Raw genomic sequence first — 25,231 nt, 5'->3', positions numbered from 1 at the left:
CCGTCACTTCAGCTCTATGCCTGACTGTTGATTACCGTCGTCATCTGTTGCTCCTTTCTTTGCTTCATTTTCCAAAAAATGAACAGCATGATGAACCACAGCGGCGTGGCACAAAGTGCAGAAAGTGTGTCTGGGTCGAACAGCATAATGACAATCGTAAAGGCAAAGAACGCCAGGCTGAGCCAAGTCATCACAATACCCGCAGGCATTTTAAACGAGGATGCAGCGTGCAAATCAGGGCGTTTTTTACGATAAACCAGATAAGAAATCAGGATCATCGCCCAGCTGTAAATCACCAAAATAGCTGCCAGAGTAGAAACGATAGTGAACAGCGTCATCACGTTCGGCACTAAAAACAGTAAAAGCGTGCCGCTGAGCATGCAAAAACAAGAGAATAACAGGCTGCGTATCGGGATTAACGTGGTTCTCGAAAGGATTCGGAACTGCCAGTGGGCGTGTTTCTCGATAGACAGGCCATAAAGCATGCGCGTGCTGGAATAAACGCCGCTGTTAGCCGACGACATAGCCGAGGTCAGAGCAACAAAATTGATCACGGCGGCCGCAGCAGGTAACCCAGCTTTGGCAAAAAGCATCACGAACGGGCTAACGTCGGGCGAGATAGCCCCCCAGGACGTTACGCCAATAATCACCGTCATCGACAGCATATAGAAAATTATGATCCGGAGCGGCAGCGCATTGATGGCTTTTGGCAAAATTCGCTGCGGATCCTTAGTCTCCGCAGTCATGGTGCCTAGCAGTTCTATGCCGGTATAAGAAAAAATAGCGATTTGGAATCCGGCCAGAAAACCTGCAATTCCGTGCGGCATAAACACTTCAGGGTCACTAAGATGATGCATTGAGGCGCGCACACCGTCTGGAGAGGTCCAGCCGGTCGCAATCATCCAGCCACCGGTCAAGATAAGCGCCACAATGGTCACCACTTTTATCAGCGCAAACCAGAATTCCGCCTCGCCAAACATTTTGACCGACAGCATGTTGAACAGGCAAAGCAGCCCGAGCGTGAACAGCGCCGGCGCCCAGGCTGACATATGCGGAAACCAGTACTGCATATAGCCGCCGCACACCACCACGTCGGCAATACAGGTAACAACCCAGCTCAACCAGTAGGACCAGCCGAGAAAAAAACTGGCTTTTGGTCCGAGATAATCCGCCACAAAATCCGCGAACGACCGATAGTCGAGACGCGAAAGCAACACCTCACCCATAGCCCGCATTACCATGTACATGAAAAAGCCAACCAGCATGTAGATGATTAAAATGGAAGTACCGGAAACGGCGATATTTTTCCCTGCGCCCATAAAGAGACCCGTGCCAATTGCACCCCCTAAGGCAATCATCTGAATATGACGCTCACTGAGGCCCCTGTGCAGTTTCTCAGGGGCATCAAGCTTACCGGCAGCGTTTTCCTGTCGTTCTATTTTCTCGAGGGTCATTGCAATTCCTTTAGCCTTGCAGAAAAGTCATGGAGCGGCGAGTTCAGGATGCATGCTGGCGTTGAGCTTTAACAAAGTCAACACTGAAAAATATCATTTCATTCACTTTTTGACCGGTCTCAAAGTTCTGATAATTGGGAAAAAAAAGTTTATTAGTCACTTTAATGAATATAAATTGCATAAAAATTCACTCCTTATAGGTCTCTATTTCTTGTATAACTATTCACTAATTGAATGCCTCACCGATCACAAATAAGCAATTTGCCGTTGTCATCCATAAACACTCTTTATAAAAGCTGATAACATTATCACCGCATAGTGAAATGCACTTCTCTTCCTCAGCTTCACAAAATAAATGACTTTATTTAAAAAGGCTTTTTTATGGAAAAGTTATCTTACGCGTCAGAAAGCAGTACATCTCCCTGGACAACCTATCTGCGTCAAATCGATCGCGTCGCCCCTTATCTGGGTGACCTTTCACGCTGGATAGACACCCTACGTCATCCGAAACGCGCGCTGATCGTAGATATTCCCCTGCAAATGGATGACGGTACGATCCGTCATTTTGAAGGCTATCGCGTTCAGCACAACCTCTCGCGCGGCCCGGGAAAAGGCGGCATCCGCTACCACCCTGGTGTTGATCTCAACGAAGTTATGGCGCTTTCGGCGTGGATGACCATCAAGTGTGCGGCCGTGAATCTGCCTTATGGCGGAGCGAAAGGCGGCATTCGCGTTGATCCCTTTGCCCTGTCTGACGGTGAGCTGGAGCGACTGACTCGCCGCTACACGAGCGAAATTGGCATTATTATCGGGCCTCAGAAAGACATTCCGGCACCGGACGTCGGTACTAACAGCAAAGTTATGGCTTGGATCATGGACACGTATTCCATGAACCACGGCACCACCATCACCGGCGTTGTGACCGGTAAGCCGATTCATCTCGGCGGCTCACTAGGCCGCGAAAAAGCCACCGGCCGCGGTGTATTTGTTACCGGACGCGAAGTTGCACGCCGCGCAGGTATTGAAACTGAAGGCGCAAGAGTGGCGATTCAAGGATTTGGTAACGTGGGCAGCGAAGCTGCTCGCCTGTTTGCCGAAATCGGCGCACGGATCGTGGTAATTCAAGACCATACGGCAACCTTGTTTAATGACTCCGGCATCGATATGGCGGCGTTGAGTGAGTGGCAAATCCAACACAGACAAATTGCAGGCTTCCCGGGTGCACAGGAAATCAACAGCGAAGCCTTCTGGACTACGCCGATGGATATCCTTATTCCTGCGGCACTTGAGGGACAAATCACCCGCGAACGCGCACAGCTGCTTAGCTGTAAATTAGTACTTGAAGGTGCCAACGGCCCAACCTTCCCAGAGGCCGATGACATTTTGGCCGAACGCGGCGTGATTGTCGTGCCAGACGTGGTGTGCAACGCCGGCGGTGTGACGGTCAGCTATTTTGAGTGGGTGCAGGACATGGCCAGCTTCTTCTGGAGTGAAGACGAGATCAATGTGCGCATGGACAAAATCATGACCGACGCAATGGTTCACGTTTGGGAGAAAGCAAAAGAGAAGGATTGTTCGCTGCGCACGGCGGCCTATATTGTGGCCTGTGAGCGAATTCTGATGGCGCGTAAAGATCGCGGTATTTATCCTGGCTAATACCCCATTCTAGTCTCTGATTAACGCCACACGTCTATTCTGCGGGTGGCGTTTTTTGTTAATGTCACTTTTTGGCAATGTGGAAAAGTCTTTTTTCTGGCATAAAGAACGGCAGGAAAAATCAGGCAGCAACAGGGTGCCTGAAATAATGGATTTATAATAACAGGGTGAAATTTATGCGTAAATTAACAACTGCATTATTGTGTATCGCCGCTTTATTACCGGCTTCATGGGCAAATGCGCAGGTCATTACTAAAGAACAACAGCAAAAAATTGAAAAGAAAGGCTTGGGCGGCGGTAAAGGTAACGTGGATGCGGCTTTTGCCTTTACACGCGATAAAGCCAAGCCCGATCAGGCAATTAAAGAGCTGAGCTGGCTGACCCTCAAACCGGGTGACTCGATTGGCTATCATCAGCATAAAGATAATGAAGATGCTTATGTGATTGTTTCTGGGACTGGCACATTTAAAGACACCGACGGTAAAGATTATCCGGTTAAAGCCGGTGATATTACTATTGTCCGCAAAGGCGAATCACACGGATTAAGCAACACGGGCAAAGAGCCATTAGTGATTATTGACGTTATCGCTGCACAGCAATAATAAATAGCCCTGATAACGCCGAATATTTCACAACGTTATCAGGCATTTAATGGCTTAAGGTAATTGCGCCCGCATAAAGCGCAATAGCAACAATACTAATACAGGTGCCACAGCTGATAGGACGCGCCGATCGACCACTGCCAAGATAGTGTGTTTCCAATACAATAATATTGGCAGCGGGCGGTAATAAGCACAGCAAGTAGAGCGTAGGTGCATTATTAACCACGGTCGTTTGGTGGATATAACGCGCAAACATCCACATTAGCGTAACAAGAATGGCCATCACCGCAGAACGGAGTAAAAAAGGCTTCAACTCGCGACGAAAATCCACCGCCCTCACCTTAACTTTTGACAACCAGATACCCAGAATTGCCATCCCCAAAAAGCTCATCATAAATTTGGCAAACGGGTAGATTTCAACGCCTAAAGACTCAACCTCACGGCTGAACGGAATAAGCAGAATACCTATGGCCAGCGCAATGACAGGTGGCGTCTGAATCAGCTTTTTCAGGTTGAATGCGTTGCCTGATAGCATCCCTGCGCCCACCGAGTTACCCATTATGGAGCTACCGACATACGCGGCAATAATAATAACCGCAGCCTCGTTGCCAAACAGTGCCGTCGCCACCGGCAGACCGAGCCAGCCAATATTGAGATAACAAAAGCAGAGATTAAGTACAGGATCGCGGGTGAATAATCGGCTGACGCCAAGGAGAATCAACATCGCCAGAGCGGTGGCAATAATAATGCCGCTCATGCTGCTAAAATGTGTGGCAATATTGAAAACGATCACCAAGGGAATAAACAGCCGGGTCAATAACGTGGAAGCCAGCGTTTTAATATCCCACGATGTCTGCCCAATCAACCATCCGACCAGCAGATAGCCTAACGGTAAAAAAATGGTCATTCCGCACCCTGCCCCAGCATACTCAAACATTAGCCTCTGGATTAACAGAGGCTAAAATAATGGTTAGAGCCCAATAGGCTGGTAGCCCTGCCACTCAGGTCTGAAAGCTTTACCGTGACTGCTCGGGGTTAAATGCACATAAAGATCGCCGATTTTATCCAACAGAATGCAATCATCCACGTCTTTAAGATTATCTTTATGCTGGTGCAGTGCACCATTAAGCAAAGACTCTAATCCTCTGACTTTAGCCTCTTGTGCATCTCGGGCGACAAACAAATCAAAGGCGTGCAATTCAGCCAACGTCGAAGGGTCATAGGCGCCGGCATTAACAAAAAATAGCTTTTTATCGTCCGCCGCAGGCGTCGCCGACAGTGAAACGGCATAGCCGTCCGCCCAGTTAATACGCGCATAACCATCAATGTGCACTTTATCCGCGTCGCCAAACCATGCTTCACGCAGCGCAGGCCAAGCATGCTCCGGCTGCTCGGCTGCTACAAACTGGATATCGTGAACTTCAATATTTGATCTTCCGGCATTGCCGCCTAAGTAAAACATATACAGGTACAATCTGAGTTCCTCTTAAATATTACGCCTTCAATGGGGTAAGACAGTACCTTACAATCGCTATATAATAAATAATATAGCGATTAGATAATTAGCAAAAATTTAGCATTTACTATTCTTATTTACCGGTGGCGTAGAGTAGAGCCACCCTAATAAATGCACGATGTTTAATATTTTGCTTAAACCGGCTGCCAGCGATAGTCGTCGCCTTCACGATTAACGTAGCCGACGGAGCTGCCTTCAAAATGAGAGCTGAAATACAGCGTGTGACTCTGTGCCATCTGTTCCAGAATCTGCTGGCGAGTCTCTATCGCTAGGGGCTTATCTACGCAAAATACCGAGACTAACTGGGGGTTTTTAACCTGTTCCAGACAATGCATCACGTCTCCGGCAAATAATCCCTGCTCTCCCTCGGAGCTAAAACGGATCGACATATGACCCACGCAGTGGCCGGGCGTTGGAATATATTCAAAATGTTGGTCTACCGTTCCCCCCGCTGCGGGGATAAAATCGGCTAAACCGGCGGCAACGATTGGCGCGACGCTGTCGGCAAAAGCAGCATATCCCGCCACGGCTCGGCCTTCTTCGGTGAGATAAAACTCATAGCCCTCTTTAGGAAACACATAGCGCGCATTGGGAAAAGTGGGTTGCCATTCACCGTCTTTGAAAGTTGTATTCCAACCTACGTGGTCAGTATGAATATGCGTCATCAAGACATAATCGACCTGATCAGGAGTTACACCCTGCTCGGCCAATCGCTCTAAATAAGGGTTATCGAGATGATTGAATAACGCCGAGGCGCGGGTCTTGCCCTTACCTACTCCAGCATCAATCAAATATATTTTCCCTTCATTTTTCACCAACCAGCTGTGCACGCTGAGCGGCACAACAGGCGTGTCGTCGGCCCAGTCGGGGAAGAGATAGGTTGAACCAAATTCAAGCGTAGTTTCAAATATTTTAGCGACCGTAGCCTGGCCCAACGCATGTGTAATAGAGGTTTGAGACATGAGGAACTCCAATTAATACTGACAGGTATCAACATAATGAGCACATACGTCACCATAGTGCTCAAATGACAACAGAGTAGTTCCTTTAATTTACTGAAAATAGTGCAGTTAATCATTACCAAAGTGAGCTAACGAGGTAAAACATCACCAAGCTTAAAATTACGATTACCGCGCGCGTAAAGTGCCGATTCAAATGAAATGCAGAAAGTCTCATGCACGTGGCATAAATAGCACTGTATCGAAGAGATAGACCGTGAATGACAGGGGCGTTATATAGCCTTTGTTTAGTCTAGAATCTTGAACGAAATTGCTGTTTTCGATTTCAAATCACTTCACCCGGAGATCGTCATAAGAAACCATCACATGCTCGACGAAAGCCGGACGCTGCTTCAGTCGTTCATAGTATTGCTCCAGGGCCGGGAACGATTCGCGCTCAATATCGATATCGAAATAACGGTAGAGAATATGCCCGAACTGCACATCGGCAAGAGTAAAACCCTCACCGGCAATATAGGCGTGCTTGCTGAGCTGGACTTCGGCGACATCTAAAAATTTATTCAATACTTTCATTGCATTATCGATGGCTGGTTGGTCTCTGTCTTTGCTGGCGGTTCGCACGACTCGCCAAAAAAGCGGGGCCGTAAAGCTGTGCGAGACGCTGACTTTGGCCCATTCCGTCCATTTATCAACCTGCGCACACTCTGCCGCACTCGACGGCCAAAAAGCCTCATTGCCATACACTCTCGCAATATAACGCAGGATGGCGCCGGTTTCCCACAACGGCTCATCGTCACCGTCTTTCAATACCGGCACGGTACCGTTGGGGTTCATGGCTAAAAATTCCGGCGTATCGTTGCCGCCAAAACGATGACCGATATCATAACGTTCATAAGGTAAATTTAATTCACCCACACACCACATCAAAGCCTGCACGTTCGATGATGTCTTTCTGCCCCAAATTTTAAGCACAACGCCTCCGGTTAACTATTGCCCTATCCATTACTGCGTCTACCTGTGCTATTTTCTCTGTGCCACAGGCCGCTAAACTATACCTCTATTACGGCTGAAGAGTGTCAACTGGCTATCGCAAAAAGTAAGGAAACAACATGAAGGTGCCCGACTTTATAAGATTATTGACTTTAGCCGCCATTTGGGGAGCTAGTTTCCTGTTTATGCGTATTGCGGCACCTGAATTTGGAGCAATTAATACCGCGTTTCTACGGGTGCTTTTCGGCTGTAGCGGACTGGCTATTATTTTGCTGATGATGCGAAAAAAGATAGCCTTTAACGGCAAAACTCGGCAAGCGCTGCTGCTTGGCGCGATCAACTCGGGTTTGCCGTTTCTGATGTATTGCCTGGCCGCGCGCTGGCTGCCTGCCGGATACTCCGCCATTTTAAATGCCACCACCCCACTGATGGGCGCGGTGATCGGTTTTTCCTTTTTTGGCGCCACGTTGAACCTCAAGAAGTGGGCAGGCGTATTTCTTGGACTCGCGGGGATAGTGCTGATAACGTCCACCGGAGAGATGCATTCGACCGCTGACCTGGTGTGGGGGGTAATAGCATGCCTTATTGCCACCGCCTGCTATGGCGTAGCCGGTTTTCTGGCTAAAAAATGGATTTCAGACAAGGGAGGTCTTGAGCCCTCGATAGTCGCCTTCGGCAGCCAACTGGGGGCAACCCTGTTCCTTCTGCCTTTCTTTGGCTACACCCTTGCATTCGGACCGGCGGTGAATTGGGCACAGCCCGAGGTCTGGGGCAGCGTACTGGGGGTCGGTCTTCTCTGTACAGCAGTGGCCTATATCCTCTATTTCCGCCTCATCAGCGATATTGGCCCACTAAAAACGCTGTCGGTCACATTTCTCATCCCGCCGTTTGGCGTTTTCTGGAGTTATTTGGTGCTAGGCGAAGAAATTAACTCCGGCTTTATCTTTGGCGGCGTGATTATTTGTATTGCCGTGTGGTTGGCGGTGAGTCCTGATAAAAAGCGCGTGGAGATTATTAGCGTGGCCGATAAGTAAGCCTCAGATTCCATTCTCTTATCGTTCAATCATTGCTCCACTGTGCCTTAACAGCATCAATGATAAAGTCCATAACTGCGCGGATTTGCGGTGTATGCCGCAGGTCTGTGTGAACCGCTATCCAGATTTCTCGCGCAAACGCCTCGCCGTCAACGTGTAAACGCTGCAACTGCGGGTCACCGTCGCCCAGAAAGCACGGCAGTCCGGCGACGCCAATACCAGTGCGCACCGCCACGCACTGACTGGTGATATCACTGACCTCACTCACAATTCGCCGACCGTTTGCTACTTCAAGCAGCCACTTTTGATGTGTCATTTCTGAAAGCGACGCATCATAAGCGATAAACTCCCAGCGTTCCGGCGTTTTTGAATGCGCATAATCTTTGCTGGCGTAAAGCGCAAACGGCATTAAGCCAATCTTGCGCGCCACGCTGCTCTGCTCGGTAGGCCGAAACAGGCGCACGGCAATGTCGGCCTCACGACGGCTGAGTGAAACACTTTGAACCTGACTGGCAATCGAAAGCTGAATATCCGGATAGCGCTGGCGAAAAGCAAACAGCTGTTTCGCCAAGAAATTGGCCGCCAGCACTGGCGGTGCACTGACCGACACCTTGCCCACCAGCGGTAACTGCGCGGCGCGAGTCGCTCTTTCAACGGCAAACGCACTCGCTTCCATTTGGGCGGCTAGCTGAGCCACCTGTTCACCCAGCGGCGTGAGCAGGCAGGCGCGCGGCTGTCTGTCCACCAACCGCACCTGCAGCTTATCTTCCAGTAGATTCAGGCGACGGCTTACGGTCGCGTGATCGACATGCATTGCCCGCGCTGCGCCTGACAGGCTACCGGCCTGCGCCACGGCGAGGAAGAATCGTAAGTCTTGCCAGTCAAACATCTGTGCATATTTCCCAGTCTGCTATGTTCATATACTGAATTTTCGCACGCATGATTTCAACCTATGATTGCTCAATCTTATTATCAGGTGAGCCATCTATGCATAATCAATCCCATCGGCAGCTACACTTTATACAATTTGCCGCATGCCTCGGTTTTGTCATTGTCCTTCTCGATGTGAGCGTGGTCAACGTCGCGCTTGAAGCGTTACACGCGAAATTTCACGCAAAAATCACTCATTTACAATGGGTGATTAATGCCTATGCGCTAGTTTTTGCCTCCCTGTTATTAACCGCGGGGGCGCTTGGAGACCGCTTGGGTGCCAAGCGCGTTTTTATGGTTGGTTTCACCATTTTTACTCTCGGATCGGCGGGCTGCGGATTAGCGCCCACGCTTTCAGCCCTGATTTCAGCGCGCATTTTTCAAGGGCTCGGTGCGGCTCTGCTGGTACCTGCTTCCCTTTCACTGCTGCGCCAAGTCTTTTTAGACGATGAGGCCAGAAGCCGCGCGGTAGGTTGGTGGGCGGCATCGGGCGGAATAGCCCTCGCCGCAGGGCCGGTGCTAGGTGGACTGCTAATAACCAGCGTCGGCTGGCGCAGTATTTTCCTGATTAATCTCCCGCTGGGCCTGCTGGGGCTGTGGATGGTTGGTCGCCATGCGCCAACCTCGCCGGTACAGACGACGAAAAGTCTCGATATTGCTGGGCAAATAACCGGCGCACTTACGCTAGCATCACTCACCGTTGCCCTCACCGAGACCAGCAGTCTGGGTTGGGAAAATCCGCTGATTGCTGCCGCTTTTGCCTGCTTCGTTATGCTCGGCGCTGTGTTTCTGTGGATTGAAGCGCGCAGTCCTTCGCCGATGCTGCCACTCAGTTTATTTCGTAACGCAACCTTGCGCAGCGCAACGATTATTGGACTGCTCGCCAATCTAACTTTCTACGGCACGGTGTTCACCCTCAGTCTCTATTTTCTGTTTATTCGCGGGTTTACCCCGTTACAAACCGGCGTAGCCTTCTTGCCGATGATGGGAATTTTGGTTGTTTTCAATATTACGGCAGGGCGCTTGGTGACGAGAATCGGTACAAGAACCCTTGCGGTAAGCGGGATGCTTATTTCGGCCTGCGGCTATGCGCTGTTTTTACCCAGCATTATGACCGCGTCCTATCCCTTACTGGTTATCCCGATGCTGATTGCCGGTGGCGGCACGGCCTTGACCATACCGACTATTACCAACGCCGCGCTGGCAGCCGTAGCAGGAAAGCAGGCTGGTATCGCCTCCGGCCTGCTCAATGCCTCAAGGCAATTAGGTGGAGTGATTGGAGTCGCGCTGTTTGGCTTTTTGGTACGCAATCAACAGCCCCCCTTTTTTTTGCACGGATTCGAAAAGGTGGTGATTGTTTCTGCCCTACTTCTGCTTTTTGCCGCAGCCGTAGCTATGCAGGGTTTGCAAAAACGTAAAAAGGATACGCGCGAGGCGGGAAGCGAGTGAAACAGAAGTTGCAGACCTTGGCTTGCAAAGGTCTGCAACCTCTGCCTCATTAAACGCTGCCCGATTCGGGCAGCGTCGCTAATCACAGGGAACGCGCGTCCTGTTCTATCGACAGCGCCGTGGCGCTGGCAGCGTCAAACAATGAGAGGCTTTCAATCTGCTCCACCATAATGACCTTGCGAAAATCCATTGCCGAGCGCGGAGACGAATCTAGCGATATTTCATGCTCGTCGTACCACGCGCTGTAGTTATGCTCTATGCACAAGCTCATGGATTTGCCTTCGCGATAACCACTGAGCATGGGTACGATCACCACGTTGGCAGTCGCGCTATTTTCAAACGATGCAGTGTGGACCATGCCAATATAAATACGACGAGATTTCAAGGTTATCCACGCCAAATGCCCCTCTTCCATACACTGAAACAACAGTCCTTCAACGCCGTTTGAGTGAGTAAGCCTTTTGTAGAGTTCTTTTCTGCCTGCGCTGTTTAAACGCGCACTGCCGGCCCAGTTAGAGCGATAAATGCAGAATATGACTGCCAGCGTCAACATAATCACCACGGGAGCCTGAATACCCAAAAAGCTCCAGTTGATGAAATCCATTTGCATATGGTGATAGCGGTCTGCCAGTGAATATGAGGTCAGATTCATAATGCCGGATGCAACAAAAAGAACAAACCAAATCAAGGCAGTAGCAACCAAACCCTGCAATACAAAAATACAGCCATACAGGGCAACCAGAAAATAGACGTCCCAGCCAAAGGTACGCTTAAATTTAAAACGGGTTGAAAGGTCACGACTGGTATACCAGTAACCACAGACCATCAGTACCATAAAGACAGCGGTTCCCATCTTAAACTCTCCTAAGTGACTGAACGTGCCGTTGGAAATCCTCTTTCACTTCATTGCTTTTAATATTGACTGAGGCGACACCGTCCTCGTTGATAATGATACGCTCGCCCTCCTCAATCGCTTCCTCAACGTCGCGTCGACTCAACACCTGCAGCAGCGACTCAGGACTAGAGAATATTGAAAATACGAATTTATGCATCGCGGCCTCCATGAATTAATCAATAAGCATGGCAGGCGATATCGCATCTATCCATAAGACTGTTGGTGGTTTTCTGTCGAAGGGGGAGTTTAGAAAAATGCGCAATGGCAGGGAATGCCGGGTGACATTCCCACATTAGCGACATTAGGTTACTGCAAAGGTCCACCAAGAATAGTTTCACACATGCCCGCGAGAATGCGCTCACCGTTTTCCTGCTTGAGGTCTCGATACCACTGTTCGGTGACTGCCATCTCTTTGCCGTGAGTAACGTCGCAGCGCTTGCGGGCCTTGAGCACCAGGTCCTTAACGCGGTCGGCGCGTTTTTCCTGATAGCGCAGCAGCGCATCTTCAATACCGAGGGAGTTAGTTTGCAGCATAGTCGCCAGCACTACCGCGTCTTCCATTGCCGCGCAACCTCCCTGCCCAATATCCGGGGTAGTGCTATGAGCCGAATCGCCCAATAGGGCAATGCGCCCTTTCACCAGTTGTTCAAAGGGTTCGATGTCGTGGATCTCAACCCGATTGGTGGTTTGCGGATTAATTTGAGCAATAAGTTTTTGTACCGGCTCCGCCCAACCTGCGAAATAGCCGTACAAATCTTCACGCACCGTGCTGCGGTCCTGCGATAGCCCTTTTGGCAACGGCACGTCAAAGAAGAAGTAAAATCGGTTGCCGCTCACCGGCATCAGCGAAACGCGCTTGCCTTCACCTACGAAGGTGGTCCACTGATCGGCCGGAGCAATACTTTCGTCAATCTCGACCAGACCATTCCAGTTAACATAACCGGCATAGCGGCGCTCGGTGGCATAGCCCAGCACATGTTTACGGATAACAGAATGCGTGCCGTCGGCAGCAATCAGCAGGTCACCGGTGGCGGAAGTTCCGTCGTCAAACCACGCGGTTACGCCACTCGCTGATTCTTCAACGTGAGTCACGCGCTTGCCAAACTGCACGTCGTTGCGGCCATAGGCGTCGAGGAGCATCGCCTGCAACTCGGCGCGCGCCACCGGATACGGCTGTTCGCCTACGCATTGAATCAGCGGGTCCATGCTGAAACGCGTCAGGGTCTGGCCTTGCTGGTAATCATTGTAAGCCATGTAACGCATCTGCCCGCCAAGCTCGCGCAGCGCATCTTTCATGCCGAGATAATTCAGGCATTTCACGCCGTTAGGCCAGATGGAAATCGCAGCCCCCACTGGTTTGATCTCTTTTACTGCTTCAAAAACCGCAGTTTCGATCCCAAAACGTTTAAGCGCAATTGCCGCACACGTCCCACCAATTCCACCGCCAATCACCACAGCTTTCATTTGCTTCTCCTTAAAGTCTCTTATGGAAAAAGCAATTTCTGTACCAGATTGATTGTTGAGGGCAATATCGATCCAAGCCTTTGTAGACACTCGTTGTATACAAAGAAATTTGAAACATTCGTTACAACAGATGCCGATACGCACTAAAACAAGGCGTCGCATTAGCGCATTGATCCGATCTGGTGCAATATATAATAAATCTTAAACAAACCCTTTTTTTTGGCTGTAAAATAAATTTTGTTAAATATACATTTAACGTTATTACCTTTTTGAAACATTAAAATATTATTTAATAAACATTTTTTATACATTTGCACCGCATTAAGTATCCTTAGTTTTTTTAAGGAGAATTAAAATGCTAACTCGTCGTGATATGTTGAAAATCTCTGCCGCAGGTGCGGCAACTATGGGCCTGACCGGTGCGGTAATTAATAAAGCCTCGGCGGATGAAAATCGTAACATTGTCCCTCCCACCACTTATCAGCCAGGGCATGATACAAAGAGCGTGTATAAATATAAGTTTTCGGACAGTGAAAAGCGCAGTCTGCCGGGGGGATGGGCCAGAGAAGCGACGGTAAAACAGTTCCCTATTTCCGAGGGCGTGGCGGGTGTTGATATGACACTAGAGCCTGGCGCTGTGCGGGAATTACACTGGCACGCCATCGCCGCCGAATGGGCTTATATGATTTCGGGCAAGGCGCGTATTACGATTATCGATCCTGAAGGCACCTCGGAAGTTTCCGACTTTGGCGCGGGTGACGTGTGGTATTTCCCGAAAGGCTACGGCCACTCAATTCAAGCACTGGAAGGCGGCGCGCACTTTATATTGACCTTCGATAATGGACACTTTTCCGAGTTCGGCACCTTCAGTATTACCGACTGGATCGCGCACATGCCCAAGGAAGTGTTGAGCAAAAGCACCAATTTACCGGCGTCAGTCTTCTCCAAGGCGAAACAGGGTGAAGCCTATATTGTGACGGGCCGCGTACCGCCTGCCCTTCCTTTGGAGCGAGATAACGGCGGGCGAGACGACTCTCCGCTAAAACATCATTATCCTATGATGAGCCAACCCCCCTTTTTTGAGAGCGATGAAGGCAGCGTATATATTGTTTCCTCGAAAGAGTTCCCAATATCAAAAACAATTACCGGTGTAATTGAAATAATGAAGCCGGGTGCCGTGAGAGAGATGCATTGGCATCCAAACGCCAATGAGTGGCAATATTATATTTCCGGTAAAGGACGCATGACGGTGTTTAGCTCACACGGCCACGCCGAAACGGAAGAATATAACGCCACCGACGTTGGCTATGTTCCACAAGGGTTTGGTCACTATATCGAAAATATCGGTGATGAAGATTTAAAAGTATTGGTGGTGTTGGACAACGGCATCTATCAGGATATTTCGCTTTCTGACTGGTTAGCAAAAACGCCGGCCTACGTGCTGGCGGATACCTTTAACAACAACGAAACAGATTGGAACGCCCGACCGGCCGAAAAACTGGTGATCTCCAAAGGCGCGAAGTAACACATTTGTGTTAACTCAGGCCTCGCCAGCGCGAGGCCTTTTCTTTTTATATTAATCTTTTAAGCCTTCAAACCTGCGGCGAGTAGGCGAAAAGCTTCAATTGCTTTCTCTAATATCGCGTGCGGATCGTCCGCTGCGGCAATCCACAGGGCAGCATTAAGCGCAGCGCCGTTGAGCAAGCGTGCCGCTGCCTCGGGATCGACAGGTTTCAAGGTTCCATCATCAATCAGCGTTTGGATGGTGATTGCCGCCCTGCGTAAACAGGCATTCTGATTCGGCCATTTCGAGGGGTCTCCCAGCACCGCCGCGCCGTCTAGCAGCATAACGCGCTGGATTTCAGGTTCCAGTGCCATCTCGATATAGGTGATGTTTTCGGCCAAAAATCCCGACCACGCATCGTCTGCCTGTGCCTGTATTTTGTGCAGACGCGCCAGCATCTCAAGATCCATCTGGTCGATAACCGCCTGCAGCAGGCCCTTTTTATCACCAAAGTTGTGGTAAAGCGCGCCGCGAGTCAGGCCCACTTCTGCCGTTAATTCATCCATCGAGGCTGCCGCATAGCCCTTTTCTGCAAAGGCTTTACGCGCGGCCTGAATGAGCTTGGCGCGAGTCTCCTCCACTTTCTGCTCACGTTTTTTTGCCACTTTTTACTCCCCCGCAATAATATACGCCACGTATGTTATTTGACATGCGTGGCGTATGTAGGATATTAATACATACGCAGCGTATGTTAACACCGATTCCACCCATTGTCAGATGTCTACCCGAACCCTAAAACATGTTCAAACAGGAGCGAATCCATGAGTAAACGTGATGCCATCTTCCCCGCCGGTCGCCAGGCACTGTATGAAATCAATAAGTATTCCGCCGCCATTCGTTCAGATGATTTATTGTTTGTATCGGGGCAGGTCGGCAGTAGAGAAGACGGATCGCCCGAACCCGTTTTCGAGAAACAGGTCCAGCTCGCCTTCGACAATCTTGGGGCGGTGTTGGCCGCCGCCGGATGCACCCTGGACGACGTCATTGACGTCACGAGTTTCCACACTGATCCTGCCACCCAATGGGAAACGCTTAACACGGTCAGGCTCAAAGCCTTTGGAGAACCTCCCTATCCGAACTGGACCGCCGTGGGCGTAAACTGGTTGGCCGGTTTTGATTTTGAAATCAAAGTCATCGCAAGGACTCCACCGGCCTCTTAAGACTGTGCCGCAACAAGCTGCTGCACAAATTCAATGAAGGCGCGCACCTTGGCGGGCGGTAAATGCCGCGACGGATACAGCGCGTAGAGAGTGAACTTTTCACCCGTCCAAGCGGGCAAAAGCTCGACCAGCAGGCCTTGGGCAATTAAATCACGCACCCCTTCGGCTTTCATTCGCGCTATTCCCGCGCCCGCCAGACAAGCCGTTAATAAAGTTTCAGACTCGTTAACCAGCAGTCGGCTAGTAATTTTGGCCGACGCGGTTTCTCCCCCCCGAGTATAGGCCCACTCCAACGGCAGGCCGGTCATTGAACTGCGCATCTGAATGCATGAATGGCTGACCAAATCGGCTGGCGTTTGCGGCGCTCCGTGTTTTTTTAAATATTTTGGCGAGGCGACGGTCACCGTTTTGGTCTCGAGCAGCCGGCGGGCAATAAGGGATGACGAAGGCGGTTGGCCAAAACGTACGGCAATATCAAACCCTTCTCCCACGATGTCGCCCAGTTGATCAAGTACCGTCACGTCGAGCGACAGCCCCGGATATTTATCCAGAAATTCACTGAGGTGCGGCGCGAGTATTCGGCGCGAAAAATAAGCATCGACGTTAACGCGAAGCCGTCCGTGAACGGCGGTAGAAGCTCCCGACGCCAGGCTGACGGCGTCGCCAATTCCCGCCAAAAGAGGGCTAATTTCCTCGTACAGCCGTCGCCCCTCATCGGTGAGTGTGACAGCTCGCGTAGTGCGGTCGAACAACCGTATACCGATGCTAGCTTCGAGTCGACTCACTGAGCGGCTAACGCCCGACGGTGAGAGGCTAAGCGCCTGAGCGGCACGTGCGAAGCTGCCGCTGTGCACAATAGCGGCTAATACGTTGATGTTGGCAAGCAGCCTTCCGTCGAAGCCCATGATTCACTCGTGCTTAAAAGTCACTAAAGTTATGCATCAGTGTGCATTCTGTCAACTAATAACACACTTTATACTCCCCCCACAGGTGCACTGGCATCCCTTTCGTAATTCACACCATTTAAGGAACCACAGAATGTACGTCATCACAGGTATTACCGGAAAAGTCGGCGGCGCGGTAGCACGTAATTTACTTAACAAGGGTCAGGCGGTGCGCGCGGTTATTCGCGATCCGCGCAAGGCAGACGAATGGCAGGCGCTGGGATGCGACATTGCCGTCGCGGATATGTACGACACCGCCGCGCTCAGTAAGGCCTTTAAGGGAGCAGAAGCGGTGTTTATTCTTCCGCCGTCAGATTTCGATCCCGAGCCGGGTTTTCCCGAAGCACGAAAAGTGATCGCCGCCGTATTCCGTGCGCTTGAATCTGCCAGGCCGCAAAAGGTGGTGTGTCTTTCAACTATTGGCGCGCAGGCGACGCAGACCAATTTACTGACCCAACGCACGCTAATGGAAGAGTCCTTAAACCAGCTAGACCTGCCTGTCACCTTCCTGCGTCCGGGCTGGTTTATGGAAAACTCGGCGCTCGATATTGAAAACGCGCGTCATAACGGCGTTATCGACAGTTATTTGCAGCCGCTCGACAAGCCGGTGCCGATGGTAGCAACCGCCGACGTGGGGCGTGTGTCCGCCGAGTTAATGCAACAAACCTGGACGGGGAAACGTATCATCGAGCTTGAAGGTCCGGTGCGAATTTCACCCCATGACCTGGCCCTGGCCTTTGCCGAAGTCTTGGAGCGTAAGGTTGTCGCCTCTGCCGTGCCGCGCGAAACGTGGGAAACCTTATTTCGCGCACAGGGCGCTAACCATCCCCTGCCGCGCATCCAGATGATCGACGGTTTCAATGAGGAGTGGATCTGCTTTGAGGGGGATATTACGAACCGGGTGATTGGCGAGGTTGAGCTGACCACCGTGTTGCGCGGTATGCTGGGTTAACGTCTGGCTAAAACGAAGTGGGCCTAACGCTTAAAAAAATCCGGAGCCATTACTGACTCCGGATTTTTGTTTTCACGCCAGTTTCAGTTTACTGAAACATTGCGTCGGCGTTTATCGAGATCTTTAATAAGCTTGTTGACCTGATCATCGGCAAACATTTCTTCGAGGCTGTGCGAAAGTTTGCGCCGCCAGTTGGGGTATTCGTCGCTGGTGCCAGGCACATTAACCGGCACCGACATGTCGAGCCAGTCTTCAGGCTGTAGCCCCAGCAGCGCGCAGGCACTGTCGGCTACGTAGCGCTGCAAACCGCGGTTGAGCACCGGCGTCATCTCCATCATCTCGGCCTGATGCCCGGTTCTTTTCGCAATGCAGTCATAATAATGCAAACCGTTGAGTAACCCTTGCCGCGCTCGGGCGCGATCGGCATAGAGTGCCTGTAATACCTCTTCATCACGATAGAGCCCGAGCGTTTTGCCCAACGCCAGGTCGTCACCCTGCCAATAGCCGCGCAGCGTGGGCAGATCGTGGGTGGTAATAGTGGCCATCGCCTGAACCGGATACGACTGCGGTGCGCGGAAATTACTCTCTTCATCACGCTCAAAATAGAGCACTTTATACGAGTAAACGCCGGACTCACGCAGCTTGCTGACAATTTCTACCGGCACGGTGCCAAGATCTTCACCTATCACCATACAGCGGTGGCGCTGGCTTTCGAGTGATAAAATGGCCAGCAAATCGTCAACGGGGTAATGTACGTAGGCGCCTTTATCCGCCGTTTCTCCCGCTGGGATCCACCAAAGTCTTAGCAGAGTCATGACGTGATCGATGCGCAATGCACCACTGTGCGTCATGTTGGCGCGCAACAGGTCGATAAACGGTTGATAGCCGCGTTTAACCATCACGTGCGGGTCCATCGGGCGTAAATCCCAGTTTTGCCCTAAAGGTCCGAGAATATCAGGCGGCGCGCCCACGGCGGCTTTCAGGCAATACAGCTCGCCATCGCTCCAGGTTTCCGCCCCGCCTTCTACTACGCCAACCGCCAGGTCGCGATACAGCCCTATCGACATGTTCTGCTGCTGGCTGAGCTTATAGGCTTCGGCAAGCTGTGTTTCTGCCAACCACTGCAACCATAAATAAAATTCAACATCTTGGGCATGCTGCTCGCAAAATGCTCTGACCGCCGGACCGCGTGCATCATGATACTGCTCCGGCCAACGATTCCAGCCGAGCGCGACGCGATTCTCCTGCGCTAAATGCTGATACAGGGCGTCAAATGCCGCCTGTAAATACAAACTTTCCCCGCCATTTTTGACGAAATGAGCCAGTGATTTCACCCGCGGATCGTGCGCTTTACGCCCAAGAAACTGCGCATAGGCCAGCCGCAGCCCGGTGAGTTTTAGCGCCATCACCTGTTCGTAGTCGACCCAGTCACTGGCGCGTACGTCCTGCAACTGCTGCTGAGTTTGCGGCAAATGCCACCACTGTTGCGCCTGTTCACTGCGCGTAAAATCATCGAGTACGCCGACGTCAATATAAATGATGTTCAACCAGCTGCGTGACGACGGGCTGTAAGGACTGGCGGCTACCGGATTTGCCGGATACAGCGCGTGGATCGGATTAAGGCCAACAAATGCTCCTCCACGTTCAGCGACGTTTTTTAGCATCACACTGAGGTCGCCGAAATCACCAATCCCCCAATTGTTGGCCGAGCGTAGGGTGTAAAGCTGCACACAGGCGCCCCACAACTTTTTACCCGACAGCAAGGCATCGGACTCATAGCAGCGCTTTGGCGCCACGATAACTCGACAATCCCAATGCTGTGCGCCCTGCGTCAGGGTGAGTTTATGATAACCCTCAGGGATTTTTGCCGGCAGCGCCAAGGTCATTTTCCCGCTTACGCGGCCCTGCTGAGTCGCGCCCGTTTCAAGCTGTAGCTTCCAGCCGTATTCGCCATCACCGGCTACCGGCAGCGCCAGGCGATTGCCGGTCACAAAAACTTTAACCACAGGCACCGGCGTTACTTGCGCACTGCTGCCGGGCTTCCAGCCCATCGCCGCCAGCAGATCACGCTTGGTTTCGGCAGCTATCGCCTGCTGTTTGCCGTGGGCGTTGATGAACCCCGAGGAAATACCGGCCTCTCTGGCAGCCTGTTCCAGTGCTTTGTTCTCCATTGCGTCTCCTTATCGCTTTGCCTGCCAAATCCGTTGTTGATAATCACGAATAGAACGGTCGGCGCTAAACATGCCAACGCGCGCGGTATTAAGAATGGTCGTGCGCGTCCACTGATCCTGATTGCGGTATAACGCATCGACTTTTTTCTGCGCCGCGCAGTAATCGGCGAAGTCCGCCAACACCAGATAAGGGTCACCGCCGCCCAGCAGACTGTCGAGCATCAGGCTAAATGCCTGCTTATCGCCGTTGCTGAAAGTGCCGTCTTCCAGTTCGCCAAGAATGGCATCAAGATGGGCATCTTTTTTACGCAGCGCAAGCGGGCTGTAGCCTTTCGCCAACAGCGCTTTCACCTGATCGACCGTATTGCCAAAGATGAAGATGTTCTCTTCACCGACCTGCTCTGCAATCTCGACGTTGGCACCGTCGAGCGTACCGACGGTCAGTGCTCCGTTCAGTGCCAGCTTCATATTGCCGGTACCGGAGGCCTCTTTACCGGCGGTAGAGATCTGCTCCGACACGTCGGCGGCCGGGATCATCAGCTCAGCTACCGAAACCCGATAATCGGGGATGAACACCACTTTCAGTCTGTCGGCCACCTGCGGGTCGTTGTTAATCTTTTCCGCCACCTTGTTGATAGCAAAGATGATATTTTTTGCCAGGTAATAACCTGGTGCCGCTTTGGCCCCAAACAGGAACACGCGGGGCACGATGTCCAGCTGCGGGTTATCGCGCAGTTGGCGATAGAGCGACAAAATGTGCAGCAGGTTCAAATGCTGGCGTTTATATTCGTGCAGGCGCTTAATCTGCACGTCAAAAATAGCCTCCGGATTGAGCGTAATGCCCATTGTGCGGTGAACGTACTCCGCCAGGCGGATTTTATTCTCACGCTTAATAAGCTGGTATTGCTGGCAAAAATCGGCGTTATCCACCTGACTTTCGAGGTCCTTCAGCGCGTCGAGGTCATTGACCCATTCGGTTTTCAGCGTGGTGTCAATCAGCGTCGACAGTGCGCGATTGCACTGCTTGAGCCAGCGACGTGGTGTAATGCCGTTGGTCACATTGTGAAATTTATTGGGCCACAGCTGATAATATTCTGGGAACAGGTCTTTCACCACCAGCTCAGAGTGCAGCGCCGCAACGCCGTTTACCGCAAAGCCGCTGACCACGCACAGGTTAGCCATTCTTACCTGTTTATTCTGATGCACGGAGAGCTTTTCCCACACCGCTTTGTCACCTGGCCACTGTTTTTCAACCACTTTTTTGAAACGGGCATTAATCGCTTTGATCAATGAAAAATGGCGAGGCAGTAGGCTTTTAACCAGCTTTTCGTCCCAACACTCCAGCGCTTCGGGCATCAACGTATGGTTGGTATAGGCAAAGGTCCGGCGGATGATGGCCCAGGCGGCGTCCCATTCCAACGAGTGCTCGTCGAGCAAAATGCGCAACAGCTCGGGGATCGCAATGGTCGGATGGGTGTCGTTGAGCTGAATCACCTCAAACTCGGGCAAATCCTCAATTTTACGACCCAGAAAATGATGGCGGCGTAAAATATCGGCCACCGAGCAGGCACATTGGAAATACTGCTGCATCAAGCGAAGTCGTTTTCCCGCCTGATGATTATCATTCGGATACAGAACTTTGGTTAACTTGGCGGCGTCGATACCTTTCTGCTCGGCCTTGAGAAATTCACCGTCGTTAAACAGCGTCAGGTCAAACGGATGAACGTCGGTCGCCTCCCAAAGACGCAGTGGCTGAGTCACGCCGTTTCTATAACCCACCACCGGCAGGTCGCAAGCCTCACCGCGCAGGCTAAATGCCGGACGCCAGTGCTCTTTTCCGTCCTCATTTTTGACCAGCGATCCCCCAAAAGCGACGTCAACCGACAGTGAACCGTTGCGGCTGAACCACGGATAATTTTCGCGATGCCAGTTGTCCGGCGCCTCCTGCTGCTGGCCATCATCGAACGACTGACGAAACAGGCCGTACTGATAATTCAGGCCATAACCGATCGCTGGTTGGCCCACAGTCGCCATCGAATCCAGAAAACAGGCGGCTAAACGTCCGAGTCCTCCGTTGCCCAGCGCCGGATCGGTTTCCTGCTCCAAGATATCGGCCAAGTCTACGCCCTGCTGTTTGAGAGACGCGTTCACCGTGTCGTACCAGCCGAGATTAAGCAGATTGTTGGCGGTCAGTCGGCCAATTAAAAACTCCATCGAGATATAGTTTACGTGGCGCTGCGGCTGATTCTCCGCCTTGGGCAAGGGTTGTGCGCGAAGCTGTTCTGCAAGCGCGGCGCTGGTAGCAAGCCACCACTGGTGTGACGTCATATCCTGCGACTGCTGTAAACCAAATCCCTGCCACTGGCGTTTTAATGCGGCCTCAAACTGCGCTTTATCTAAAGTCACTTGCATCACTTGCCCTCTTTATCCGGAAACCTTTAAAGAAATTTTCACTATGCTGCGGGTTCTTCGCCGGTGGAGCATCATCCCATCGGGGATTAGTCAGGGATGAGACACGGGGCTTAGCGGGGTGAAATTTAGGGTCAGAAAAATTTCGGAAACTACGTGGCTTAAAAGTGTGATGCAGAGCAACTTAACAACATGAAATAAGGTAATAATGTTGCAATAAATATTTCAAAAGCGGAGTTTAGAAACATTAATTACGCGCTATGAAATAATTCCTTACGCCCCTCCCAGATTTTTATCAAAGGATTGAAAAATGCTGATCCCTTCAAAACTGAGTTGCCCGGTTAGGCAGCAAAATAGTGTAGTTCGCGATCGCTTGCTGACCAAGCTTGCCACGGCACCGAACTACCGTTTGATGCTGGTGACCAGTCCGGCGGGATACGGCAAAACGACGTTAGTGGCTCACTGGGCGGCGGGTAAAAATTGTCTGGGCTGGTATTCACTGGATGAGGGCGACAATCAGCTTGAGCGGTTTGCCAGTTATTTGATTGCCGCCGTGCAGCAGGCGTGCGGCGGCCACTGTGTAAAAAGTGAAGCGCTGAGCCAGAAGCATCAATATGCCAGTCTCTCCACTTTGTTTGCGCAGCTGTTCGTGGAGCTTTCTGACTGGCACGGCCCGCTGCTGCTGGTTATTGATGACTACCATCTAATAACGAATGATGCGATTCATGAGGGAATGCGCTTCTTTCTGCGTCATCAGCCCGAAAATGTTCTCTTGGTGCTGTGCTCTCGCACGTTGCCGCAGTTGGGTATTGCTAATATGCGCGTGCGCGAGCAACTGCTCGAGCTTAACGCCACCCACCTGGCTTTTAACCACCATGAAACACAGCAGTTTTTTGACTGTCGCCTAAAAGACCCTATTGACCATGCCGACAGCAATCGGCTGTGCGATGAAGTCGCGGGCTGGGCCACGGCGCTACAGCTGATCGCCCTTTCGGCGCGGCAGTCTACTCACTCCTCACAGCAGTCAACCCAGCAGTCGGCACGAAAACTTGCCGGGCTGAATGCCAGCCATCTATCTGAATATTTGGTGGATGAGGTGCTTGACCGCGTTGATGCATCCACCCGCGATTTTTTGCTCCGCTGCTCCTTGCTGCATTCGATGAATGATGCCCTGATAGTCAAGCTGACCGGTGGCGACAACGGCCAGCAGCGCCTTGAGGAGCTTGAGCGCCAAGGGCTGTTTATTCACCGTATGGATGACAACGGCGAATGGTTCAATTTTCATCCGCTGTTCAGCTCTTTTCTGCGTCAGCGTTGCCAGTGGGAGTTAGCCAGCGAATTGCCTAAAATTCATCGTGCGGCCGCTGAGGGCTGGCTGACGCAGGGTTTTCCCGCCGAGGCGATTCATCATGCGCTGGGCGCTGACGATTTGGACCTGCTGCGCGATATTTTGCTGCAGCACGCCTGGGCGCTGTTCAACCAAAGTGAGCTGCCCTTGCTCGAACAGTGTCTGAATGCCTTGCCGTACGATCGGCTGATTCAAAACCCTAAACTGGTGCTGTTGCAGGCCTGGCTGGCACAGAGCCAGCATCGCTATGCCGAGGTCGAGGCGCTGCTGGCGCGGGCCGAAAGCGAGATGCAACAGCGTAATATCGTGATGGAACAGGACCTGACCGCAGAGTTTGACGCCCTGCGCGCGCAGGTTGCCATCAACGATGGCCGACAGGATGAGGCTGAGAAATTGGCCGCCGAAGCACTGCGTTTTCTGCCCTATGAGAGTTATTACAGCCGCATAGTCGCGACGTCGGTCACCGGAGAAATTCAGCACTGTAAGGGCGATTTAAGCCGCGCCCTGCCGCTGATGCAGCAAACGGAACAGATCGCGCGTCGTCATGAGTCCTACCATTACGCGCTGTGGGCGCTACTGCAGCAAAGTGAAATTCTGATTGCTCAGGGCTTTTTGCAGGCTGCCTATGAAACGCAGGACCGCGCCTTTGAACTGGTCAGCGAGCAGCATCTTGAACAGTTGCCAATGCACGAATTTTTGCTGCGCCTGCGCTCACAGCTGCTCTGGTCGTGGGCAAGACTCGACGATGCAGAAGATGCCGCCCGCCGAGGTCTGGAAGTATTAAACAACTTTCAGCAACCGCAGCAGCTACAGTGTCTGGCGATGCTGGCGAAATGTTCGCTGGCGCGCGGCCAGCTCGACAACGCGCACCACTATCTCACTCGCTGTGAAAACTTGTTGAAAACCGGGCAATATCATATCGACTGGTTAACCAATACCGACAAGCCGCGGGTGATTTACTGGCAGATGACCGCAGATAAAGTGGCCGCCCGCCAGTGGCTTCAGCTAGCACGTAAACCCGACATGGCTGATAACCACTTTCAGCAGGGCCAGTGGCGCAATATCGCCCGCGTGCAGATTTTACTTGAACAGTTTGACCAAGCCGAAGTGGTGCTCGACGAGCTTAATGAAAATGCACGACAGCTGCGTCTCACCAGCGACCTGAACCGGAATTTGCTGCTCAGCAATCTGCTTTATTGGCATACCGGCAGGAAAAGTGAGGCCCAGCGTGTGCTGATTGAGGCGCTGGGGCTGGCGAATCGCACCGGATTTATCAGTCATTTTGTGATTGAGGGAGAAATTATGGCCCAACAGCTGCGTCACCTGCTTCAACTTAACCTGCTGCCGGTGCTTGAACAGCGCCGCGCCCAGCTGATTTTGCGTGAAATCAATCAGCATCATCGCCACAAGTTTGCCAACTTTGACGAAAAATTCGTGAGTAAATTACTGACGCATCCGCAGGTGCCGGAGCTTATCCGCACCAGTCCGCTCACTCAGCGAGAATGGCAGGTGCTGGGGCTGATTTATTCGGGCTATAGCAATGACCAAATTGCCTCCGAACTGGTGGTCGCGGCCACCACCATTAAAACCCACATCCGCAATCTTTATCAGAAACTGGGCGTGGTGCATCGTCAACAGGCCATTCAACAGGCACAGCATTTGCTGCAGGTGATGGGTTACTGCGCTTAGACCCTTGCGGCCTTAACGGGTGGAATTACAGATAAAAAAAAGCAC

21 protein-coding genes are annotated in these 25,231 nt (G+C 51.6%); 8 read left to right on the top strand and 13 right to left on the bottom strand.

The annotated features are described in order from the left end of the window. Window positions 1–14: 14 nt before the first annotated feature. Window positions 15–1,454 (bottom strand): amino acid permease, encoded by a 1,440-nt coding sequence (locus tag BS639_RS13180; protein WP_055780613.1) that lies wholly within the window; start codon window positions 1,452–1,454, stop codon window positions 15–17. Between the two features lie 381 nt (window positions 1,455–1,835). On the opposite strand from BS639_RS13180, the gene BS639_RS13175 reads away from it, so the two are divergent. Together BS639_RS13175 and BS639_RS13170 are read left to right on the top strand one after the other, a co-directional pair. After that, window positions 1,836–3,110, top strand: coding sequence for a Glu/Leu/Phe/Val family dehydrogenase (locus BS639_RS13175; protein WP_055780616.1), 1,275 nt, complete (start codon window positions 1,836–1,838; stop codon window positions 3,108–3,110). Between the two features lie 176 nt (window positions 3,111–3,286). Further along, complete coding sequence (locus BS639_RS13170; RefSeq protein WP_173882097.1) at window positions 3,287–3,712, top strand: cupin domain-containing protein; 426 nt, start codon at window positions 3,287–3,289, stop codon at window positions 3,710–3,712. A gap of 46 nt (window positions 3,713–3,758) precedes the next feature. Here BS639_RS13170 and BS639_RS13165 read toward each other — a convergent pair whose 3' ends face one another. The 4 genes from BS639_RS13165 to BS639_RS13150 form a co-directional block, all read right to left on the bottom strand. After that, a complete protein-coding gene (locus tag BS639_RS13165; protein ID WP_084983298.1) occupies window positions 3,759–4,619 on the bottom strand; it encodes an AEC family transporter in 861 nt (286 codons plus the stop codon). 63 nt (window positions 4,620–4,682) lie between these two features. Further along, on the bottom strand, window positions 4,683–5,186 hold the full coding sequence (locus BS639_RS13160) for a DUF1543 domain-containing protein (RefSeq protein WP_055780623.1): 504 nt from the start codon (window positions 5,184–5,186) through the stop codon (window positions 4,683–4,685). Window positions 5,187–5,362: 176 nt separating this feature from the next. Beyond that, window positions 5,363–6,190, bottom strand: a complete 828-nt coding sequence (locus BS639_RS13155) for an MBL fold metallo-hydrolase (RefSeq protein WP_084983297.1) — start codon at window positions 6,188–6,190, stop codon at window positions 5,363–5,365. Window positions 6,191–6,517: 327 nt separating this feature from the next. Beyond that, window positions 6,518–7,159: a glutathione S-transferase family protein gene (locus tag BS639_RS13150; protein ID WP_084983296.1), complete on the bottom strand. Its 642-nt coding sequence runs from the start codon at window positions 7,157–7,159 to the stop codon at window positions 6,518–6,520. 137 nt (window positions 7,160–7,296) lie between these two features. On the opposite strand from BS639_RS13150, the gene BS639_RS13145 reads away from it, so the two are divergent. Beyond that, a complete protein-coding gene (locus BS639_RS13145; protein ID WP_084983295.1) occupies window positions 7,297–8,211 on the top strand; it encodes a DMT family transporter in 915 nt (304 codons plus the stop codon). Window positions 8,212–8,236: 25 nt separating this feature from the next. Here BS639_RS13145 and BS639_RS13140 read toward each other — a convergent pair whose 3' ends face one another. Next, entirely contained in the window at window positions 8,237–9,100 is an 864-nt protein-coding gene (locus tag BS639_RS13140; RefSeq protein ID WP_084983294.1) for a LysR family transcriptional regulator, read from the bottom strand. A 98-nt stretch (window positions 9,101–9,198) separates the two neighbouring features. Here BS639_RS13140 and BS639_RS13135 point away from each other — a divergent pair, with 98 nt between their 5' ends. Further along, window positions 9,199–10,590, top strand: coding sequence for an MFS transporter (locus BS639_RS13135; RefSeq protein ID WP_084983293.1), 1,392 nt, complete (start codon window positions 9,199–9,201; stop codon window positions 10,588–10,590). 82 nt (window positions 10,591–10,672) lie between these two features. Here BS639_RS13135 and BS639_RS13130 read toward each other — a convergent pair whose 3' ends face one another. The 3 genes from BS639_RS13130 to hpxO form a co-directional block, all read right to left on the bottom strand. After that, window positions 10,673–11,443 (bottom strand): hypothetical protein, encoded by a 771-nt coding sequence (locus BS639_RS13130; RefSeq protein ID WP_055780641.1) that lies wholly within the window; start codon window positions 11,441–11,443, stop codon window positions 10,673–10,675. 1 nt (window position 11,444) lies between these two features. Further along, entirely contained in the window at window positions 11,445–11,642 is a 198-nt protein-coding gene (locus tag BS639_RS13125; protein ID WP_055780644.1) for a hypothetical protein, read from the bottom strand. A gap of 149 nt (window positions 11,643–11,791) precedes the next feature. Next, window positions 11,792–12,949, bottom strand: a complete 1,158-nt coding sequence (hpxO, locus tag BS639_RS13120) for an FAD-dependent urate hydroxylase HpxO (protein ID WP_084983292.1) — start codon at window positions 12,947–12,949, stop codon at window positions 11,792–11,794. A 355-nt stretch (window positions 12,950–13,304) separates the two neighbouring features. Here hpxO and BS639_RS13115 point away from each other — a divergent pair, with 355 nt between their 5' ends. After that, window positions 13,305–14,474 carry a cupin domain-containing protein gene (locus tag BS639_RS13115; RefSeq protein WP_084983291.1) on the top strand — a complete coding sequence of 390 codons (1,170 nt, stop codon included), beginning with the start codon at window positions 13,305–13,307 and terminating at the stop codon, window positions 14,472–14,474. Window positions 14,475–14,533: 59 nt separating this feature from the next. Here BS639_RS13115 and BS639_RS13110 read toward each other — a convergent pair whose 3' ends face one another. Then, the gene (locus BS639_RS13110) at window positions 14,534–15,118 is read right to left on the bottom strand and encodes a TetR/AcrR family transcriptional regulator (RefSeq protein ID WP_055780652.1); all 585 of its coding nucleotides are present in this window, start codon (window positions 15,116–15,118) and stop codon (window positions 14,534–14,536) included. Between the two features lie 156 nt (window positions 15,119–15,274). On the opposite strand from BS639_RS13110, the gene BS639_RS13105 reads away from it, so the two are divergent. Continuing rightward, window positions 15,275–15,673: a RidA family protein gene (locus BS639_RS13105; protein WP_084983290.1), complete on the top strand. Its 399-nt coding sequence runs from the start codon at window positions 15,275–15,277 to the stop codon at window positions 15,671–15,673. Here BS639_RS13105 and BS639_RS13100 read toward each other — a convergent pair. Then, the gene (locus tag BS639_RS13100) at window positions 15,670–16,578 is read right to left on the bottom strand and encodes a LysR family transcriptional regulator (RefSeq protein WP_055780659.1); all 909 of its coding nucleotides are present in this window, start codon (window positions 16,576–16,578) and stop codon (window positions 15,670–15,672) included. The two genes, BS639_RS13105 and BS639_RS13100, sit on opposite strands and share 4 nt — an antisense overlap. A gap of 133 nt (window positions 16,579–16,711) precedes the next feature. Between BS639_RS13100 and BS639_RS13095 the strand changes: the two genes are divergently transcribed. Further along, window positions 16,712–17,569: an NmrA family NAD(P)-binding protein gene (locus tag BS639_RS13095; protein ID WP_084983289.1), complete on the top strand. Its 858-nt coding sequence runs from the start codon at window positions 16,712–16,714 to the stop codon at window positions 17,567–17,569. An 83-nt stretch (window positions 17,570–17,652) separates the two neighbouring features. On the opposite strand, the gene malQ is transcribed toward BS639_RS13095, so the two are convergent. Then, entirely contained in the window at window positions 17,653–19,740 is a 2,088-nt protein-coding gene (malQ, locus tag BS639_RS13090) for a 4-alpha-glucanotransferase (protein ID WP_084983288.1), read from the bottom strand. Window positions 19,741–19,749: 9 nt separating this feature from the next. Beyond that, a complete protein-coding gene (gene malP / locus BS639_RS13085) occupies window positions 19,750–22,152 on the bottom strand; it encodes a maltodextrin phosphorylase (protein ID WP_084983287.1) in 2,403 nt (800 codons plus the stop codon). A gap of 307 nt (window positions 22,153–22,459) precedes the next feature. Between malP and malT the strand changes: the two genes are divergently transcribed. Then, window positions 22,460–25,186 (top strand): HTH-type transcriptional regulator MalT, encoded by a 2,727-nt coding sequence (malT, locus tag BS639_RS13080; protein ID WP_084983286.1) that lies wholly within the window; start codon window positions 22,460–22,462, stop codon window positions 25,184–25,186. Window positions 25,187–25,231 lie beyond the last annotated feature (45 nt).

The organism is Rouxiella silvae, assembly GCF_002093625.1.
Classification (GTDB): Bacteria; Pseudomonadota; Gammaproteobacteria; order Enterobacterales; family Enterobacteriaceae; genus Rouxiella; species Rouxiella silvae.
This window is presented reverse-complemented; position numbering and strand designations above follow the sequence as displayed.

What these genes read in the sequence shown, in the direction of transcription:
- BS639_RS13145 (WP_084983295.1), top strand. Translation starts at nt 7,297, where the DNA reads ATGAAGGTGCCCGACTTTATAAGATTATTGACTTTAGCCGCCATTTGG.
- malP (WP_084983287.1), bottom strand. Translation starts at nt 22,152, where the DNA reads ATGCAAGTGACTTTAGATAAAGCGCAGTTTGAGGCCGCATTAAAACGC.
- BS639_RS13100 (WP_055780659.1), bottom strand. Translation starts at nt 16,578, where the DNA reads ATGGGCTTCGACGGAAGGCTGCTTGCCAACATCAACGTATTAGCCGCT.
- BS639_RS13105 (WP_084983290.1), top strand. Translation starts at nt 15,275, where the DNA reads ATGAGTAAACGTGATGCCATCTTCCCCGCCGGTCGCCAGGCACTGTAT.
- BS639_RS13095 (WP_084983289.1), top strand. Translation starts at nt 16,712, where the DNA reads ATGTACGTCATCACAGGTATTACCGGAAAAGTCGGCGGCGCGGTAGCA.
- BS639_RS13155 (WP_084983297.1), bottom strand. Translation starts at nt 6,190, where the DNA reads ATGTCTCAAACCTCTATTACACATGCGTTGGGCCAGGCTACGGTCGCT.
- malQ (WP_084983288.1), bottom strand. Translation starts at nt 19,740, where the DNA reads ATGGAGAACAAAGCACTGGAACAGGCTGCCAGAGAGGCCGGTATTTCC.
- BS639_RS13170 (WP_173882097.1), top strand. Translation starts at nt 3,287, where the DNA reads ATGCGTAAATTAACAACTGCATTATTGTGTATCGCCGCTTTATTACCG.
- BS639_RS13115 (WP_084983291.1), top strand. Translation starts at nt 13,305, where the DNA reads ATGCTAACTCGTCGTGATATGTTGAAAATCTCTGCCGCAGGTGCGGCA.
- BS639_RS13130 (WP_055780641.1), bottom strand. Translation starts at nt 11,443, where the DNA reads ATGGGAACCGCTGTCTTTATGGTACTGATGGTCTGTGGTTACTGGTAT.
- BS639_RS13140 (WP_084983294.1), bottom strand. Translation starts at nt 9,100, where the DNA reads ATGTTTGACTGGCAAGACTTACGATTCTTCCTCGCCGTGGCGCAGGCC.
- BS639_RS13175 (WP_055780616.1), top strand. Translation starts at nt 1,836, where the DNA reads ATGGAAAAGTTATCTTACGCGTCAGAAAGCAGTACATCTCCCTGGACA.
- BS639_RS13135 (WP_084983293.1), top strand. Translation starts at nt 9,199, where the DNA reads ATGCATAATCAATCCCATCGGCAGCTACACTTTATACAATTTGCCGCA.
- BS639_RS13165 (WP_084983298.1), bottom strand. Translation starts at nt 4,619, where the DNA reads ATGACCATTTTTTTACCGTTAGGCTATCTGCTGGTCGGATGGTTGATT.
- BS639_RS13125 (WP_055780644.1), bottom strand. Translation starts at nt 11,642, where the DNA reads ATGCATAAATTCGTATTTTCAATATTCTCTAGTCCTGAGTCGCTGCTG.
- hpxO (WP_084983292.1), bottom strand. Translation starts at nt 12,949, where the DNA reads ATGAAAGCTGTGGTGATTGGCGGTGGAATTGGTGGGACGTGTGCGGCA.
- BS639_RS13180 (WP_055780613.1), bottom strand. Translation starts at nt 1,454, where the DNA reads ATGACCCTCGAGAAAATAGAACGACAGGAAAACGCTGCCGGTAAGCTT.
- malT (WP_084983286.1), top strand. Translation starts at nt 22,460, where the DNA reads ATGCTGATCCCTTCAAAACTGAGTTGCCCGGTTAGGCAGCAAAATAGT.